We start from the raw sequence: 14,842 nt of genomic DNA on the forward strand, positions 1-14,842 counted from the left end.
GTTTAGCAGCGGGCTTTTTTCTATGGATATTAAACCCAGTTTACAAGGGTATCGAGAGACTGTCTCGTTTTAGCTCTTGGTTCATCGACGCGGTAACCGAAAGCGGCCATGACAGACAATTCCAGGTTATCGCCAGTTAAAATTCCTTCCTCACGGAGCACTTGTTCCACTTTATCTTTATCAAATCCTTCAATCGGACAGGAATCGATCCCGATTTGGGCTGCAGATGTCATCATATTGGCGAGCGCAATATACGATTGCTTGGATGACCAGTCAAACATCGCGCGGCTCGATTCAAGGAGCTTAAAATCAGATTCCTGAAACGTTTTAAAAATACTTCGTCTGATTTTCTGGGATTCCTCGGGAAGTCCGTTTGCATCCATCATATGCTGGATATATGGAGATTCGTGGTGCATGTCTTTCTCATTTCTTGAAAAGATCAGAATAAAATGGCTGGCAGTCTGCAGCTGGCCTTTTCCACCCCACGTACAAGGCATTAGTTTTTCTCGGATCTCTTTATTTTGAACGACAAGTATTTTCCATGGTTCATACCCAAATGAAGACGGTGACAGTCTTGCGGTTTCCAGGATGAAATGGAAATCCTCTTGAGGGATTTTCTTATCTACCTGAAATGTTTTAGCTGCATGCCGGAACTGGAATGCCTTTAAGATTTCCTGTTTTTTATCTTGAATGTTCATTTCAATGTATCCTCCTGTTGTTGTTGTTGAATTGCTGCTGGATTTAGTATAATAAATTGGAATGATAAATGTAAGTACGCACATGTATGTGGTATAGGAACAATTTTTATACTGTAAGATGGAGTGGGAAAAATGACGGATTTTAAAGCATATGGGTATTCTTGTTCTGTCGCAGCGACGCTTGATATTATCGGAGGAAAATGGAAAGGGGTTATACTTTTCTATTTGCTCGACGGCAAAAAACGATTTAATGAACTTAAACGTCTGAATGGGGAAATCACACAGCGCATGCTAACCCTTCAGCTTAGAGAGCTGGAGAGAGATGGAATCGTTCACCGGGAAATCTATAAAGAAATTCCTCCAAAAGTCGAGTATTCTCTTACTGAATTCGGCCAATCTCTGAAACCGCTCATTTTGATGATGAGAGAATGGGGAGAGCATCATGTCGAGTATGTGATGGAAAAAAGGAAGAATGAGGCATAAGAAAAGCGCTGCATCGGGAGGATGCGGCGCTTTTCTAATAAGCAAGCCCAACACGTTTTTTGGTATGTTTCGGATTCTGCCATTCATGGAACACAAAATGAGCCGTGTCCTGTACGGAAATGGATGTACCGCCATCAGGAAGCACATTTTCTTCAGAGCGGTAGATTCCCGTTAGCTTTCCATCCGGTAAGTAGGTAGGGCATGCGATTGTCCAGTTTAAATCCGATTCCCTCAGCATTTCATACACCTTCGCATGTTCTTCGGCGGCTCTCGTTGAACGCTGCTTCGATTCATTGGATTGAAACCGGTACAGGGATGGATCATTTCTGGACTGAAGGATCCCTGCGGTTCCGACGGTAATCATTCTTTCAATGCCATGTTTTCTTGCAGCGTCCAGGATGATTTCCATGCTGACGGATAACGTATCATTGCCATCTGTATTCAGACAGCTGATAATCGTTTTGCATCCTGCAATGGTTCTTTCCACGTCCTCTGCATTCCGAGCATTTCCTTCTATGATTTCAGTGTTCCCAATAGCCTGAAGTTTTTCTGGAGACCGGACCAGTGCTTTGAAGGGCTGTCCGGCTTCAGTGAGGAAGGAGGCAAGTTCAAGGCCTACCCGGCCCGTACTTCCCAAAAATGCGATGGTCATATGGCCACCCCCTTTTTCCTCATCATACCTTACTTTGCGGATTTTTAAAAAGAAATAGCCGAAAAGGCAAATCAGTTTCCTGCAAAAAAAATAAAAGAATAAATCCAATTAAACCCCAATCCAGCTCGGCAGTCATTCTCCAAAGCTCCCTCCATCCCTTTTTTTCATTATATGGAGGTTTGACTCTGCGGGAACCGCCAAACAAAAGAGATATGCGGGATTTCCAGCCATGAATAGTCTGCCGCTATTCCACCAAAATAGAAGAAGGGAGATGCGCGAGGCAACTCCCTTCGAATCCAAGTTATTTAATTAACGAGCTCCGCCAAAAGACTGTTGAGCCATTTGTACTAGACGTTTTGTGATTTCTCCGCCTACAGAACCGTTAGCGCGTGCAGTTGTTTCTGCTCCTAGGTTTACTCCAAACTCAGTAGCGATCTCATATTTCATTTGATCGATAGCTTGTTGTGCACCAGGTACTACTAGTTGGTTTGAGCTGTTGCTGTTTGCCATGTGTGTCAACTCCTATACATTAATTTTTTGGTTGGATCAGCTGGGCTTGCACCAGCCGGAGAATCAGCGAGTGAACCTCCTGCCTCTGTCGGCTTGATCCATTGCGCTTGCTACAATACGTATTATGTTTCCAATTCGGATTTTTAATCCGGATTTAAATTGGTAATTTATTCAACGTGAAAAAAAGAGGCACATATTTAATTGACAAGGGTGAAAAATACGAACAGAAGGAATGGTGAAGGAGTTGGATTCAGATGGACATGTGCCCGCTTTGCAACGGGTTTGAGGAAAAAATGATTCTCTGTCCAAACTGCGGGACAATCATGGCGGACGATGGCAGGGCAACAGATTTTCTGGATGATTATAGTGCATATATGGATATTGATACAATGAAGCTGTATGACGGGGTTCTTCATTCCTTGGAACAGCATGAGTGTGTTCACCAATACAGCTGTGGCAATTGCTTGCATGAGGAAATTGCGGTTATAAAAGAGTGAGACTCTCCAGAGGCTGCCTCAAACATTTTAGAAAAATCCCTGCTAACCCAATAATTTCTTTCACTTACTGTATCCCTCATATCATAAATATCTAAGAATAAAGCTCTTTTAATCTTGGCGGCTGATTGCAGCAAGCAGGCGTTCGCTTTCCGAACCAATCAAAAGGTGTTAAAAATCAACACCATGCTTTTACAAAGCCAATTAAAAAGTGAAGTTTTCACATTTAACACGGTCTGAATAAAAAAAGAAGCTGCCGTGGGGGCAGCTTCTTTTTGATTTAAATTAAACCAATACAGCCTTCGCTTCACTTGCAGGACGGATTCTGGATTCGGAATCTTTGTCGAAGAAGTGAACTTTGTTCATATCAAATGCAAGTGGCAGAACCTGTCCCGGATCAATATCTGTACGGGAATCAACACGTGCGATAAATTCCTGTCCTGCTACTTGAGAGTAAAGCATGGTTTCTGCACCCATAAGCTCGGATACTTCAATTTTTGCATCGATTTTAGATCCGATGGAAGCGTCAACGAATACAGGCTCATCATGGATATCTTCAGGACGAATTCCCATGATAATTTCTTTGCCGACATAGCCTTGCTCGCGAAGGAATTTCATTTTACCTTCAGGAACGGTTACTTTTTCGCCGCTCATTTCAAAGAAGCCGTCTGAAAGTTTTCCTGTCAGGAAGTTCATTGCAGGAGATCCGATGAACCCGCCAACGAATACGTTTTCAGGCTTTTCGTACACTTCTTTTGGAGCTCCAACCTGCTGGATCAGACCGTCTTTCATAACAACAAGACGCGTTGCCATTGTCATAGCTTCCGTTTGGTCATGCGTTACATAGATAGTTGTTGTTTGAAGACGCTGATGCAGCTTGGAAATTTCTGCGCGCATTTGTACACGAAGCTTTGCATCAAGGTTGGAAAGCGGCTCATCCATAAGGAAAACCTTTGCGTCGCGCACGATTGCACGGCCAAGTGCAACACGCTGGCGCTGACCGCCGGAAAGAGCTTTTGGTTTACGGTCTAAGTACTGTTCAAGACCAAGGATTCTTGCTGCGTCTTTTACGCGGCGGTCAATTTCATCCTTAGGGAATTTACGAAGCTTTAAACCGAATGCCATGTTATCGTATACGTTCATATGAGGGTAAAGAGCGTAGTTTTGGAAAACCATCGCGATATCGCGGTCCTTCGGTGCTACATCATTCATGCGCTTGCCGTCAATCACAAAATCACCTTTGGAGATTTCTTCAAGACCTGCAATCATACGAAGTGTCGTAGATTTACCGCAGCCTGACGGACCTACGAACACGATAAATTCTTTATCTTGAATATGAAGGTTAAAATCGCTAACCGCGGTTACTTTATTGTCGTAAATTTTATGGATGGAATTCAATACTAATTCTGCCATGTCTCTTCCTCCTGTTATTGTGCAAGTTTTGAAAGCGTTTTATCTATGCTCTCATTCTAGGAAAAGGAGGTGAATGCGTAAATAGACAAGTTGCACAAAAAAATGAAAGGGCTTTCGTGCACTTTGCCTATTCCGGCGCTGGGAGGGCATTCTCCCTGTGAATGATCAGCAAATAAACGGCTAAAGCATTCGTGAAATATTTGATATCAATACCGGTTCTTTCAATGAAACGATCGATTCGATACTGCAGGCTGTTCCGATGCATATAAAGTGCTTTGGAGGCGGATGACACATTTAAATTGCACGTGAAGAATACTTTTAAGGTTGAAACCAGTTCTGCCTCATCCAATGTATCCAGCAGCCGGTCGGATATAGCATTCCGTAAACTAAGATAGCGCTGTCCGGTCATAAAAAGAGGACAGGCTTCGTAAAAGGTAATCACTTTCCCTTTAGGAAGCTTACCTGGAAATTCCCTGAACATGTCTTTTTCGGCTTGGAACTTTTCCCTGAGCCTGGAATTACTCTCGTGAATTTGCCCGATAAAAAACGCAGGTTCAATAAAGAAGTCGCTTAATAGGGAGGAGGAGAGGGCTGTAATGGATTCCATATCAAGCAAACCCGAAGGAGCCTTCTCAATGATGACTCCTGATTGATCAGAAAGCCAAATGACCAGGGCTTCTTCCATAAACCCTGCCACTGCTTCTAACAAAGCAGGCTTATCCTCAATCCTCTCACTGAACTCTGCATGGATAAAGCGGACTGGAAAATCATCTGGCGGAGAGTCTTCTTTGCCGGTTAAATAATAAAACCAGCTCTTTTCCTTGTGGCTGATCCCCGATAAATAAGTACTATCCGGAGAAACAGCTGCGGCAAACAGGGCTTGAAGCAGCTCTGTTTCATTGGGTGCCAGCCTTGATTTTCGTATCCCGAAGCTTTCTCCATCCGCCGTTTCAAACCATTTATATTCATCCAGCAGCCTTGGAGGCCCTGATAAAAAATCATTGTCGAAGTAAAGCATCAATTGCTGAAGCATAGTCAGACTCCTTTACCTGGTACTCCTTTTATTATAACAGGTAGCGGGACAGGATGAATATTGGAAGCGCAGCTAAAAAAGAACGGAGGAGGGTCCGTTCTTTTTAGCTTATTCATAAACGTGGAAAAGCATCAGTTCATGGATCTGGGAGATTAGATGCTCCTCCTCATCCCCGGGAGGAATGGCTGTTCCCCACTCCACCTGCCCGTTCTTATGGTAGATGCCGTCGTAATGAGTTCCTTTAAAATAAAAAGAAATCCGCCATCCAGGCAAATTTGCCTGCTTGAAAAGAGGTTTCCATTGAAAATGCTGAACCATCTGTAATCACTCCTTGATTCCATATCGGTAATAAAATTTATACGGCTTGAACGATCTGCCACTTCGATTCATCCCACACTTAGTCAGATTGAAGTAGGAGTCTTCTCGCTGTATAAATACGGCATAAATGAAAAAAATCCTTTTGCCAATAACTGGTCAAAAGGATCTGTTCTCCGCTAATTGCATAAACAAACGGCTGAGTTTAGAAATTCTTGCGCCTTCAATTTCAGGTTCATCAAATTTCATGGGTTTAGAGTTAATTTCATAAATATAGAGGTTTCCGTTTTGATCAACACCTGCATCAATCGAAAATTCTCCGATAAGTCCGTAGCGATCTGACAGTGCTTTGCCAGCGGTTTCCGTGATGAAATGGAGCTGATCCATATCTATCCTATTCTCAACAAATCGGAAAGGAACGATTTGCCCTCCAGCAGGTACATGAGTAGTCAGATTCTGCTTTTTGGATGCACGCACTCCGGTTCCAACGAGAACGTGGGTCGTTCCATTCAAAATTCCGAGCAGCCGCAGGTCATATTTTTGTCCGTTTAGTAAATCAGAATCAATCGACTGCTGAACGATGACAGGAATATCAGAAATTTGCTCCCACACTTCCCTAATCGTAGATTGATGGGGGGGAACCTCGATGGACTCCGATATCACATTCTGACCGCCCAAAGCGGTTACTTTCATGATTCCTTTTCCTTTGCATTGGTTCACCGGTTTGATGTAAATCTGACCAAGCCGTGCTGTCCATTCCCGAAGTTCCTCTTCACTTTCAATTAGAGAGGTGATTGGAAGGAAGGGGCGGAGAAGGGGGATATCAGACAGCGTATTCCAGATTTCCCATTTGTTAAAAAATGAAGGATTAAAGATTGGAATTTTTTTTTCCTTTAGCTTCTTTAGGCAATCTTCAGCTTTTATTTCTGCGATTCTGGAGGGAATGCGATTATAGATTACGTCAGGGAGAGGAGCTTTCATCAATTGCCACTGGTGCTTTTCTGCAAAAAAACTGAAGCCCTCCGCGTATTTTTCCTTTATCCCCTCTGGAGTGACTACATAGCAGAGGCCACCAAGCCTTGAAACCTCTCCGATTAGTTTCTTAAAATAAAACTCACTTCCAAAAAAGGTTCGATTTTTTTTCCCTGGAGCTGTTAAAATGGCAATTCGCGGCTGTCCACTCGTCATTGAACAATATCCTCAGGGGATTCAATCGACTTTTTCATCAGGAACATCGCATAATCTAAAAATTGTCTTCTGGAAAGCAAATCTCCGTCCTTTAGCTTTGGGTGGGAGAAGATGGATCGTCCTGGTTTGGAATTGGCTTCAAACAGCCAAATCTTCCCTGTCTGGTCCAGACCAAGGTCAAAGCCGATTTCCCCAATAAAGCCAGGAATATTTTCATCAATGTGCTCACTAAGCAAAATGGAGGACTCCGTTAAATTATGAAGTACGCGAATCCGTTCCTGCGGATCCTCAATCAGCTCTTCAAGAGTTTTAACAATCCCTCCGCTGTTTAAGTGGGTGGTCACGCTTCCCTTCCCGGCAATCTTAGCTGCGATCGCAGTGACACTCCATTCGCCCTTCGAATCTTTATTCGTATGAATGCGGAAATCAACTGCCTGATTATTCTGCCGGAAAAGCTCGATGCCCTGCTGCGCCAAGTATGAATCAAGTACTCTTCCGTTGAAGGAATGCTTGAAAAAGTGTTCAAGTGAAGGATATTTCCGCAGTTTATTTTGAAAGGCTTCATCTCTGTATTTACAGTAATAGCATTCCTCCTTACGGCTGTACATGAGCTGAAATACGCCAAGACCGAGACTGCCGTTAGCGGGTTTTAAGTAAACACTTTTGTACGAGCTCAGCATTTGTTCGATCTGCTCAAGAGTCGGTCCAAGGATGGTTTCTGGTAAAAACTCTTTCGCATCTGGAATACGAGAAAGGGTTTGATGAATATCCCATTTATTAAAGAATCCCGGATTAAACCATGGAATGCCGTATTCTTCGATTAAGCGCCGCTTAACAAGCTTTAAAGCGTGATGATTTTCAGATTTACGGTTCGGAAGGCGGTCATAAACAACATTCGGGATGGGAACCTCAAGCTCACTCCAGCCTTTTTGGCCGTATGTATAGCCCATCACGGTCCCATTTTCCCAGTTAATGTGATGTGCTCCAAACACGACTGTGTACATGCCGGCTGTCTGATCCATGCTCATCAATCTTGCGAAAAATAGGGACCGCTCGCCGACCGGCCTGAGGAGAGAATCGGTGAAGCCTGCTGTGAAAATTCCGATTAGCGGCCCTAAATAAAGAATTCCATCATGGATGAGCACCCGGGTTTTTCCTGGAAAGGGAAGCTTGAGTTTTTCAGCCATTGCTGGATGAACTCCAATTTCCCAGCCATTTTTCCCTGTTGCCTGTGAAGTGCATGGAAGGCAGAACGTTCCAAAGGCAGCGTGGCTTACTTCTTCAAATACATCATGTCTGGACGGAAACACAAATTCCGGTCCGTTGTCTTCTTCATTCAATAAATATAGCGTGTAGATATCGGACATAACGGCATTCAGGCTCCTTTCAATCTATTGCTCTTGATCGGCATTGGCGGTTTTAGCCAGCAGGTGCTTGCAGTATGCCAGCGGCGCTTCGTATAAGTTGTTCTTTTGGTCTGGCTGGGTTTGCATAATCAGCTGGCGTCCCGGCTTTGAATTCACATCCAGAATCCAAATAGACCCGTCTCTTGAATATCCAATATCTATACCAAGCTCAAATAACGAAGAGAAGGACTGTTCAAGAACGATCGGCAATTTTGAGAGAATCGTGCTGAGGTCGTCATGGAATAAATAAGCCTGGCGGCGCGATAGTCTTTGAAACCAATCTTCATAGGATAGTGCCTCACCTCCGCTTCCAAGGTTGGAAATAAACGATCCCTGATAGCCGCGCCTGATCCCGCGGCCGCGTTCAGCCCAATTTCCGCTCCCATCCTTTTGCATCAAAATACGGATATCAAATGGATACCGGCTCCGGTCTGTGAGCTGAAGCAGCGGCTGAATGAGATAGGGAGATGTGGATTGTTTTAGAAACAGGTTCATCCAGATTTCGAATTCCTCAATGGAAGAGAATCCCTTTGTTTTCTTATTTGCACCGTTATGATAAACCGCTTCAATGGTTTTCCCGCTCAAAGACAGGGCGATTATTCCCCGTCCCTGCGCCCCTTTTACAGGCTTCAGCATGCATTGCCGTTCCCTGAAAAGAAGGGGAAGTATGTCCTTAGCTGTATCAATCTGTGCGGTATCCGGTAAATAGAAGGAGAGGGTAGAATCTTTCATAATCGCCTGATGCACTGTCCATTTATCTGGCAAGCCTTTACCCAGAAATACGGTATCCGGTCTGTTTTTCAGCCAGTCAGCGATTGGCCGGGATTTAGCCGAACGGTCGCCTTTGCTATAAAAGCAGCGATCATAAATAAAGGCTGGCAGCGGCTGAAGAGAAGGCTTCCATTCATCCTGTTCATATAAAAATCCCTTTAATAGAGCAGTGCCGGGCTGAATGTCAGCAGGACAAAACCTGAACACAGTCAGTCCAAACGACCCGGCTCTTTTGGCAATTTCAGTGGAATACGATTTTTCTGCTTCCTGATGAAGCGTCATAAACCCAAGCACAGACTTCATTCTCTTCACACCCCATTCAGCTTACTTAAATAAATTCCATAGTCCACTACAGCCTTTGCAGACGGTCTAACCCTCATCTGTCCGGGAATATATTCACTGCTTTTGGAGGGCTTTGAATTAATTTCAATGAGCCAAAGCCGTTCATCCTGATCAAGGGTTAAATCAATTCCAAGCTCGCCATAGCAGCCATTTGAGTTCCTTTCAACCGCGAAGCAGATTTCCCGGGAAAGCTCAGCAAGCAAATTCCGGATGTTCCGCCCCTTTTTTACCCCATAGAGCTCTTCGAGGATTTTTTTTACAGGAAATGCCGCACCGCCTTGATAGAGATTTGAAACGAACGTATTCTCGGATGACACCCTTGCTGTCATAGAAGTGACCGCCCAGTCGAGATCATTCTTTTTATGGCAGAGGATGCGGAAATCCATTGGCTTACTATGATACGTAATGATTCGGATCGTCTCCTGCAGCATATAAGGTTCCTTTGTAAGGCGGGGATACATGTGCCTGAACATTTCATCCGTATTTTTGAAAGAAGCAGCCGGGTCAATTGAAGAGGTATCATCAAGTAAATAGCCCTCATCCGTTTCCCTGATCCGGAAGATCTTTTTCCCCTGGCTGCCATAGATCGGCTTTACAAAAAAGTCAGTGTAGGAAGCAGTATACAATTCGTAATCCCGTTTAGAAGCAAGCTTTCTTGAAACCGGAACATAGGGGAGTAAAACGGGATCAGCCTCCAGCCATTGATGGACTTCCCATTTGTTCAAAAAACGCTGATTAAAATAGGGAATATTGTGCTGCTGAAGTCCATCTGTGAATGCCGCAAACCGAACATCGAGCTCCGTTCTCCTTTGGTGCAGACGGTTATGCACAGCATTAGGAAAGGGCAAAAACGTCCTGATCCATTGCTCCTTATGCCGGACCCATCCGCTCACATGCTTATCCTTCCAGTCCTTCAATGAAAAAAGATAAAAGAGATAGCCTTTTTCCTCGCAATAAGACGCGAGCTCTACACAATAATCCTCCATATTTCCAAGTGCAATGCTTTCTTTAGCAGACCGGATATCTGTAAGCAGGGCAAATATGGGGCCAATCCTAATTCCTTCTGCTGCCATACAAACTGACCAGCTCTGTCCTCCCACTAGCCATTCCGGAACAAAAGCGGCCTCAAGAGCCGTTTTTGAAATGGAAAGGAAAAAACTCTTATCATCTATAATTACGAGGCGGACTTTGACTCTATTCCTTCCAATCGAAAGGAAGCTCCATCTGGGAGGTGAGAACTGGCCAAATCGATTAAGCAGTCCGCTGCTGATTCTTACGGAAGGTTCCGAATCCTCGTGAAAAAAAATATCGGTTTTCATCCATTTCATCGCAATCCCTCATTTGCCGAATGGCGTAACTAGACTTATAATTTGTTCTAGGCAGATGTCCTTATCAGCAGTTTATGGAGAAGACGAAAAGTATGTGAAGATATGGAGTGTTAGAATGAGCGTGCTATGGACTTTTATTTTTATGATCGGTATTGGAGCCGCAATTGGCGGAATTACGAACCACCTTGCGATTCAAATGCTTTTCAGACCGTATAATCCGGTCTATGTATTCGGAAAAAGACTTCCTTTTACACCAGGCCTCATACCGAAAAGAAGAGACCAGATGGCTGAGCAGATGGGGAAAATGGTGATTGAACACCTTCTCACTGCAGAAAGCCTTAAAAAGAAAATCATTGATTCCTCCTTCGGACAAGCGCTGGAAAACTGGGCAGAAAAAATGGTGTTTGAATGGATGAATCAAAATCAGACAATCCTGGGGGTTTTAGAAAAAGCCGGAGTTGAAAAGGCAGATGAAAAAACGGAAAAGCTGATTGTTTCAATGATTGAAAGCAAGTGGAGAGAATTTGAAGCGGAAAGCCGGGAAAAAACGCTATCGCAAATGATGCCTCCAGCACTTGAAGCGAAGCTCGACGGAAAAGCAAAAGAGGTTGCCCATTATATCGTTCTATCAGGCATCCAGTATTTTGAAAGCTTCGAGGGAAGAAATCGCATTAAAAACATGATCGATGATTTTCTTGCAGAACGCGGCCGCCTCGGCAGCATGATTCAAATGTTTACAGGCAATATGAATCTCTCTGAACTTGTACAGCCTGAACTGATAAAGTTTTTGAAAAATGGGGAAACAGAAGCATTCATCTCCGACCTGATTACAAATGAATGGGAGAAAGCGAAGCAAATGAAATTCGGGGAAGTTCAAGAGAAGCTGAAAATGGATGAAGCTGCAACTGAGCTGAAAAACCGTGCTATTCGCTCTCTTGGAATAAAAGACTGGTATGGAAAAACTGTATTTGATATGACAGCGCCATACCATCATTCCATTCGCGAAACCTTTATCCCGAACATGGTTTCCATGGCAATCAGCGGTTTAACAAACAACATGGAAACTCTGATGAATCAACTCAACATCGAGCAGATCGTTAAAGAGCAGGTAGATACATTTTCCACTCAAAGACTCGAGCAAATGGTGTTATCAATAACAAGCAGCGAGCTGAAAATGATTACCTATTTAGGTGCGCTGCTCGGCGGTTTAATAGGGATTTTTCAGGCTTTGATTGCGGTATTCCAAGGTTAAATCGTTCCATCCATGAAAATCAGATCGATTTCTGTTATAGTGGGTAGGGGTCCGAATCGAGGACCGAAATTAAAGGAGGGCGATCACATGTCAGAGAACCTTTACACAGAAGCCGGCAACCTGGAAAAAGCACTGCGCGAAAGCACAGAATACAAGCAGCTTAGAGCGCTTTATGATCAAGTGAACGCAGATGAAGCAGCAAAAAATATGTTTGATAACTTCCGTGACATCCAGCTGAAACTTCAGCAAAAGCAAATGTCCGGACAGGAAATCTCACAAGAAGAAGTGGACCAGGCGCAAAAATCGGTTGCACTTGTCCAGCAGCACCAAACCATCGCCCAGCTGATGGAAGCCGAACAGCGCATGAGCATGGTCATCGCCGAACTCAACAAAATCATTATGAAGCCGCTTGAAGACCTTTATGGTGCGGTGGAATAATCAATATAAGAAAATCGCCTTCCTTGGAGGGCGTTTTTTTTTTGAATGGGTGCTTGGTGATTCTTGTACTAAGCCCTGCTGGAAGGGCTTAGTCAGCAAATAATGGTAAAAAGTCAGCAATTATCAGGAAAAGTCAGCAAATAACGGTAAAAGTCAGCAATTACGATTATCAGCAAAAAATCCGATCCACCCGTAATTTCCATCCTATTTTATTAAAAACCTCTATATCTCCCCAAAAAGTTCATCCTTCACATACTCCAGCATCCGCCGCTGCACGTGCTCGGTCATTTCGTGAGCGGTGAAAGGATGAACCGCAAGCTTTTTACGGGATGAGATCCTATTGTAAACAGCAAGAATGCTTTCTGGAACACAGACCGGATCCTTTAATCCTACTTGTATGTGTACGGGAACCGTAATAGCATGAGCGTGATTCAGCACATCGAACATGCTCAGCGTATAGAGGATCTGACTGAGATGTTCAGGGTGTTTTTGGACAAAAGCAGCGGCTTCGCTAAGTGACCCGGAAGATTTCATGATCCCTAGATCCATGTGACACATCCCGGGAAGAGCAGCAGATGCAAATTTTAATTTATCGCCGCTTAATGCAGCCGTCATCAGCGCAAGTCCGCCGCCCTGGCTGAGACCGGCAGTGAACAATCTGCCTCCGTCTACTCTGGGGTGGGAGGCAGCTGCATCCACCGCTCTTACTGCATCGATGACAATCGCATGATAGTAGGAAGTCTCAGGATCCAAAATTCCTTGTGTAATCCAGCCGGACGTCATTCCGTATGAACTGGTCAAATGGTTTCCGGTTTTGCCTCCTTGCCCTCTTACATCCACTGCAAATACGGCGACCCCCAATAAAAGAAGAGCCGCGTGTTTTTCAGGCATGCCTTTGCTGTCCCCATATCCGTGAAAGACAATCGCGCAAGGCAGCTGCTCATCCTTTGCAAAACGGGGGATAAGGAGCTGGGCGTTCAGCGGCGTATCATCAAAGCCGTAAAAAACAGCAGTATAAATATCAACCGAAGGAAATAGATCAGCAGTCTGTGAAAAGCGTGCATCAACGGGCGTTTCCTTAAACTTTTCCAGATTCCTTTTCCAAAAAGCAGATAGGTTTTCCAGCGAAATTGTAGGCGCAGCTGAATAAGCCAAAAGCTGCTCGATCTGTTTTTCCAAAGCGTTCATTGTTTACCACCTTCCTATCACCATGTTTCTCGCTGAAAACTGAATTTCCTGCTTTTTCAGATTGTTTACTTGACGTATCGGAATTATCAACTTTACAATAGTTCTATAGAATAAAAGGTTAATGAGAGAACTGAAAACCCCCGCCTTCACACATTTATAAGCAGGGGTTTTTGCATTGCAGGGTCATGTCCTTGCGGTAAAAATCATATTTTTATAGAGAAACAGGCAGTTCTCATCAGTGAGAGAAAGGGGTACATCATGAATTTATTCTGGTTTTTTCCAACAGCTGGAGACGGCCATTATTTAGGAACACGTGCGGGAGAAAGAAAACCTGAGATTACCTACTTAAAGCAAATTGCAAGTGCATTGGACAACCTTGGATATGATGGTGCTTTATTACCGACAGGGGCAAATTGTGAGGATTCGTGGGTAACCGCTTCCTACCTCGCCTCTGTCACAAATAAATTAAAATTTCTGATTGCCCTCAGGCCTGGTCTCATGTCTCCAACCCTGTCTGCAAGAATGTCTGCAACCTTCGACCATTTTTCAGACGGCCGCCTTCTTTTGAATGTTGTGACAGGCGGTGACCCTGCAGAGCAGGCAGGGTTTGGCAGCTACCATAGCCACGATGAACGATATGAAGTAACGGATGAGTATTTGGATATTTGGAGAAGAGTAATGGAAGGCAATCAAGTAGATTACAAAGGGAAACATCTGGAGGTAACGGGTGCTCATATACCGGAGCTGCCTGTACAGAAGCCGTATCCACCGCTATATTTCGGCGGATCATCTCCAGCAGGGAAAGCGGTTGGAGCGAAACATGCGGATGTTTACCTGTTATGGGGTCAGCCGCCGAATCAAATTAAAGCAAAAATTCAAGAGATGAAGAAGTTGGCTGCTGCTGAAGGACGAACACTAACCTTTGGTATTCGGCTGCATGCAATTGTCAGAGAAACGGAACAGGAAGCATGGGATGCTGCTGAACGGCTGATCAGTCATGTAGATGATGCAACCATCCGGGCTTTCGAGGAGCGTCATGCTTCCTTCGATTCAGTTGCTCAGCGAACGCAATCTTCTCTGCACGGCGGCTCCAAACTGCGGGACAATCTCGAAATTTCTCCTAATCTATGGGCTGGAATTGGGCTCGCACGCGAAGGAGCGGGAACAGCAATCGTCGGCGACCCTGACATTGCAGCAGAACGGATGAGAGAATACGAGGAGGCTGGTGTGGATACATTCATACTATCCGGTTATCCTCATCTGGAAGAAGCCTATCGATTCGCAGAGCTTGTGTTTCCGAAACTTAATAAATAGCGTTATTGCTAAAAAAC

General features: G+C 44.3%; 16 protein-coding genes. 5 read left to right on the forward strand and 11 right to left on the reverse strand.

The genetic code is table 11. The features are described 5' to 3' along the window. Window positions 1-29: 29 nt before the first annotated feature. A complete protein-coding gene (locus WCV65_RS05805) occupies window positions 30-698 on the reverse strand; it encodes an NAD(P)H-dependent oxidoreductase (protein ID WP_338780779.1) in 669 nt (222 codons plus the stop codon). A 132-nt stretch (window positions 699-830) separates the two neighbouring features. Between WCV65_RS05805 and WCV65_RS05810 the strand changes: the two genes are divergently transcribed. Next, window positions 831-1,181 carry a helix-turn-helix domain-containing protein gene (locus WCV65_RS05810; RefSeq protein ID WP_123914698.1) on the forward strand — a complete coding sequence of 117 codons (351 nt, stop codon included), beginning with the start codon at window positions 831-833 and terminating at the stop codon, window positions 1,179-1,181. Between the two features lie 34 nt (window positions 1,182-1,215). On the opposite strand, the gene WCV65_RS05815 is transcribed toward WCV65_RS05810, so the two are convergent. Then, window positions 1,216-1,833 carry an NAD(P)H-binding protein gene (locus WCV65_RS05815; protein WP_338780783.1) on the reverse strand — a complete coding sequence of 206 codons (618 nt, stop codon included), beginning with the start codon at window positions 1,831-1,833 and terminating at the stop codon, window positions 1,216-1,218. A gap of 309 nt (window positions 1,834-2,142) precedes the next feature. Then, window positions 2,143-2,343, reverse strand: coding sequence for an alpha/beta-type small acid-soluble spore protein (locus WCV65_RS05820; RefSeq protein ID WP_035406588.1), 201 nt, complete (start codon window positions 2,341-2,343; stop codon window positions 2,143-2,145). 254 nt (window positions 2,344-2,597) lie between these two features. Between WCV65_RS05820 and WCV65_RS05825 the strand changes: the two genes are divergently transcribed. Then, a complete protein-coding gene (locus WCV65_RS05825; RefSeq protein ID WP_035406585.1) occupies window positions 2,598-2,840 on the forward strand; it encodes a hypothetical protein in 243 nt (80 codons plus the stop codon). A 282-nt stretch (window positions 2,841-3,122) separates the two neighbouring features. Here WCV65_RS05825 and ugpC read toward each other — a convergent pair whose 3' ends face one another. From ugpC to WCV65_RS05860, 7 genes are all read right to left on the reverse strand, one after another. After that, window positions 3,123-4,250, reverse strand: a complete 1,128-nt coding sequence (gene ugpC / locus WCV65_RS05830) for a sn-glycerol-3-phosphate ABC transporter ATP-binding protein UgpC (protein WP_338780787.1) — start codon at window positions 4,248-4,250, stop codon at window positions 3,123-3,125. Window positions 4,251-4,377: 127 nt separating this feature from the next. Next, complete coding sequence (locus WCV65_RS05835) at window positions 4,378-5,283, reverse strand: helix-turn-helix domain-containing protein (RefSeq protein ID WP_338780789.1); 906 nt, start codon at window positions 5,281-5,283, stop codon at window positions 4,378-4,380. Window positions 5,284-5,391: 108 nt separating this feature from the next. Beyond that, window positions 5,392-5,601: a YheE family protein gene (locus tag WCV65_RS05840; RefSeq protein ID WP_035406579.1), complete on the reverse strand. Its 210-nt coding sequence runs from the start codon at window positions 5,599-5,601 to the stop codon at window positions 5,392-5,394. Between the two features lie 156 nt (window positions 5,602-5,757). Continuing rightward, a complete protein-coding gene (locus WCV65_RS05845; protein ID WP_338780791.1) occupies window positions 5,758-6,786 on the reverse strand; it encodes a YheC/YheD family protein in 1,029 nt (342 codons plus the stop codon). Further along, window positions 6,783-8,153 carry a YheC/YheD family protein gene (locus WCV65_RS05850; RefSeq protein WP_338780793.1) on the reverse strand — a complete coding sequence of 457 codons (1,371 nt, stop codon included), beginning with the start codon at window positions 8,151-8,153 and terminating at the stop codon, window positions 6,783-6,785. Before WCV65_RS05850 ends, WCV65_RS05845 begins: the two co-directional genes overlap by 4 nt. A gap of 24 nt (window positions 8,154-8,177) precedes the next feature. Next, on the reverse strand, window positions 8,178-9,266 hold the full coding sequence (locus WCV65_RS05855; protein ID WP_338780795.1) for a YheC/YheD family protein: 1,089 nt from the start codon (window positions 9,264-9,266) through the stop codon (window positions 8,178-8,180). 5 nt (window positions 9,267-9,271) lie between these two features. Next, on the reverse strand, window positions 9,272-10,633 hold the full coding sequence (locus WCV65_RS05860) for a YheC/YheD family protein (protein ID WP_338780797.1): 1,362 nt from the start codon (window positions 10,631-10,633) through the stop codon (window positions 9,272-9,274). Window positions 10,634-10,748: 115 nt separating this feature from the next. Here WCV65_RS05860 and WCV65_RS05865 point away from each other — a divergent pair, with 115 nt between their 5' ends. Together WCV65_RS05865 and WCV65_RS05870 are read left to right on the forward strand one after the other, a co-directional pair. Beyond that, complete coding sequence (locus WCV65_RS05865; RefSeq protein WP_338780800.1) at window positions 10,749-11,885, forward strand: DUF445 family protein; 1,137 nt, start codon at window positions 10,749-10,751, stop codon at window positions 11,883-11,885. 87 nt (window positions 11,886-11,972) lie between these two features. After that, the gene (locus WCV65_RS05870) at window positions 11,973-12,323 is read left to right on the forward strand and encodes a YlbF family regulator (RefSeq protein WP_035406564.1); all 351 of its coding nucleotides are present in this window, start codon (window positions 11,973-11,975) and stop codon (window positions 12,321-12,323) included. A 222-nt stretch (window positions 12,324-12,545) separates the two neighbouring features. Here WCV65_RS05870 and WCV65_RS05875 read toward each other — a convergent pair whose 3' ends face one another. Continuing rightward, window positions 12,546-13,511 carry an acetylxylan esterase gene (locus WCV65_RS05875; protein ID WP_338780803.1) on the reverse strand — a complete coding sequence of 322 codons (966 nt, stop codon included), beginning with the start codon at window positions 13,509-13,511 and terminating at the stop codon, window positions 12,546-12,548. Window positions 13,512-13,769: 258 nt separating this feature from the next. Here WCV65_RS05875 and ssuD point away from each other — a divergent pair, with 258 nt between their 5' ends. Continuing rightward, window positions 13,770-14,825, forward strand: a complete 1,056-nt coding sequence (ssuD, locus tag WCV65_RS05880; protein WP_338780805.1) for an FMNH2-dependent alkanesulfonate monooxygenase — start codon at window positions 13,770-13,772, stop codon at window positions 14,823-14,825. The last annotated feature ends 17 nt before the right edge of the window (window positions 14,826-14,842 follow it).

Origin of the sequence: Metabacillus sp. FJAT-52054 (assembly GCF_037201815.1) — a bacterium.
Lineage (GTDB): Bacteria > Bacillota > Bacilli > Bacillales > Bacillaceae > Metabacillus_B > Metabacillus_B sediminis.

Bases quoted from the DNA above. Each gene is read 5' to 3' on its own strand.
- WCV65_RS05860 (WP_338780797.1), bottom strand. From the start codon at position 10,633: ATGAAATGGATGAAAACCGATATTTTTTTTCACGAGGATTCGGAACCT.
- ssuD (WP_338780805.1), top strand. From the start codon at position 13,770: ATGAATTTATTCTGGTTTTTTCCAACAGCTGGAGACGGCCATTATTTA.
- WCV65_RS05805 (WP_338780779.1), bottom strand. From the start codon at position 698: ATGAACATTCAAGATAAAAAACAGGAAATCTTAAAGGCATTCCAGTTC.
- WCV65_RS05825 (WP_035406585.1), top strand. From the start codon at position 2,598: ATGGACATGTGCCCGCTTTGCAACGGGTTTGAGGAAAAAATGATTCTC.
- WCV65_RS05875 (WP_338780803.1), bottom strand. From the start codon at position 13,511: ATGAACGCTTTGGAAAAACAGATCGAGCAGCTTTTGGCTTATTCAGCT.
- WCV65_RS05815 (WP_338780783.1), bottom strand. From the start codon at position 1,833: ATGACCATCGCATTTTTGGGAAGTACGGGCCGGGTAGGCCTTGAACTT.
- WCV65_RS05840 (WP_035406579.1), bottom strand. From the start codon at position 5,601: ATGGTTCAGCATTTTCAATGGAAACCTCTTTTCAAGCAGGCAAATTTG.
- WCV65_RS05845 (WP_338780791.1), bottom strand. From the start codon at position 6,786: ATGACGAGTGGACAGCCGCGAATTGCCATTTTAACAGCTCCAGGGAAA.
- WCV65_RS05810 (WP_123914698.1), top strand. From the start codon at position 831: ATGACGGATTTTAAAGCATATGGGTATTCTTGTTCTGTCGCAGCGACG.
- WCV65_RS05870 (WP_035406564.1), top strand. From the start codon at position 11,973: ATGTCAGAGAACCTTTACACAGAAGCCGGCAACCTGGAAAAAGCACTG.
- WCV65_RS05820 (WP_035406588.1), bottom strand. From the start codon at position 2,343: ATGGCAAACAGCAACAGCTCAAACCAACTAGTAGTACCTGGTGCACAA.
- WCV65_RS05835 (WP_338780789.1), bottom strand. From the start codon at position 5,283: ATGCTTCAGCAATTGATGCTTTACTTCGACAATGATTTTTTATCAGGG.
- WCV65_RS05850 (WP_338780793.1), bottom strand. From the start codon at position 8,153: ATGTCCGATATCTACACGCTATATTTATTGAATGAAGAAGACAACGGA.
- WCV65_RS05865 (WP_338780800.1), top strand. From the start codon at position 10,749: ATGAGCGTGCTATGGACTTTTATTTTTATGATCGGTATTGGAGCCGCA.
- WCV65_RS05855 (WP_338780795.1), bottom strand. From the start codon at position 9,266: ATGAAGTCTGTGCTTGGGTTTATGACGCTTCATCAGGAAGCAGAAAAA.
- ugpC (WP_338780787.1), bottom strand. From the start codon at position 4,250: ATGGCAGAATTAGTATTGAATTCCATCCATAAAATTTACGACAATAAA.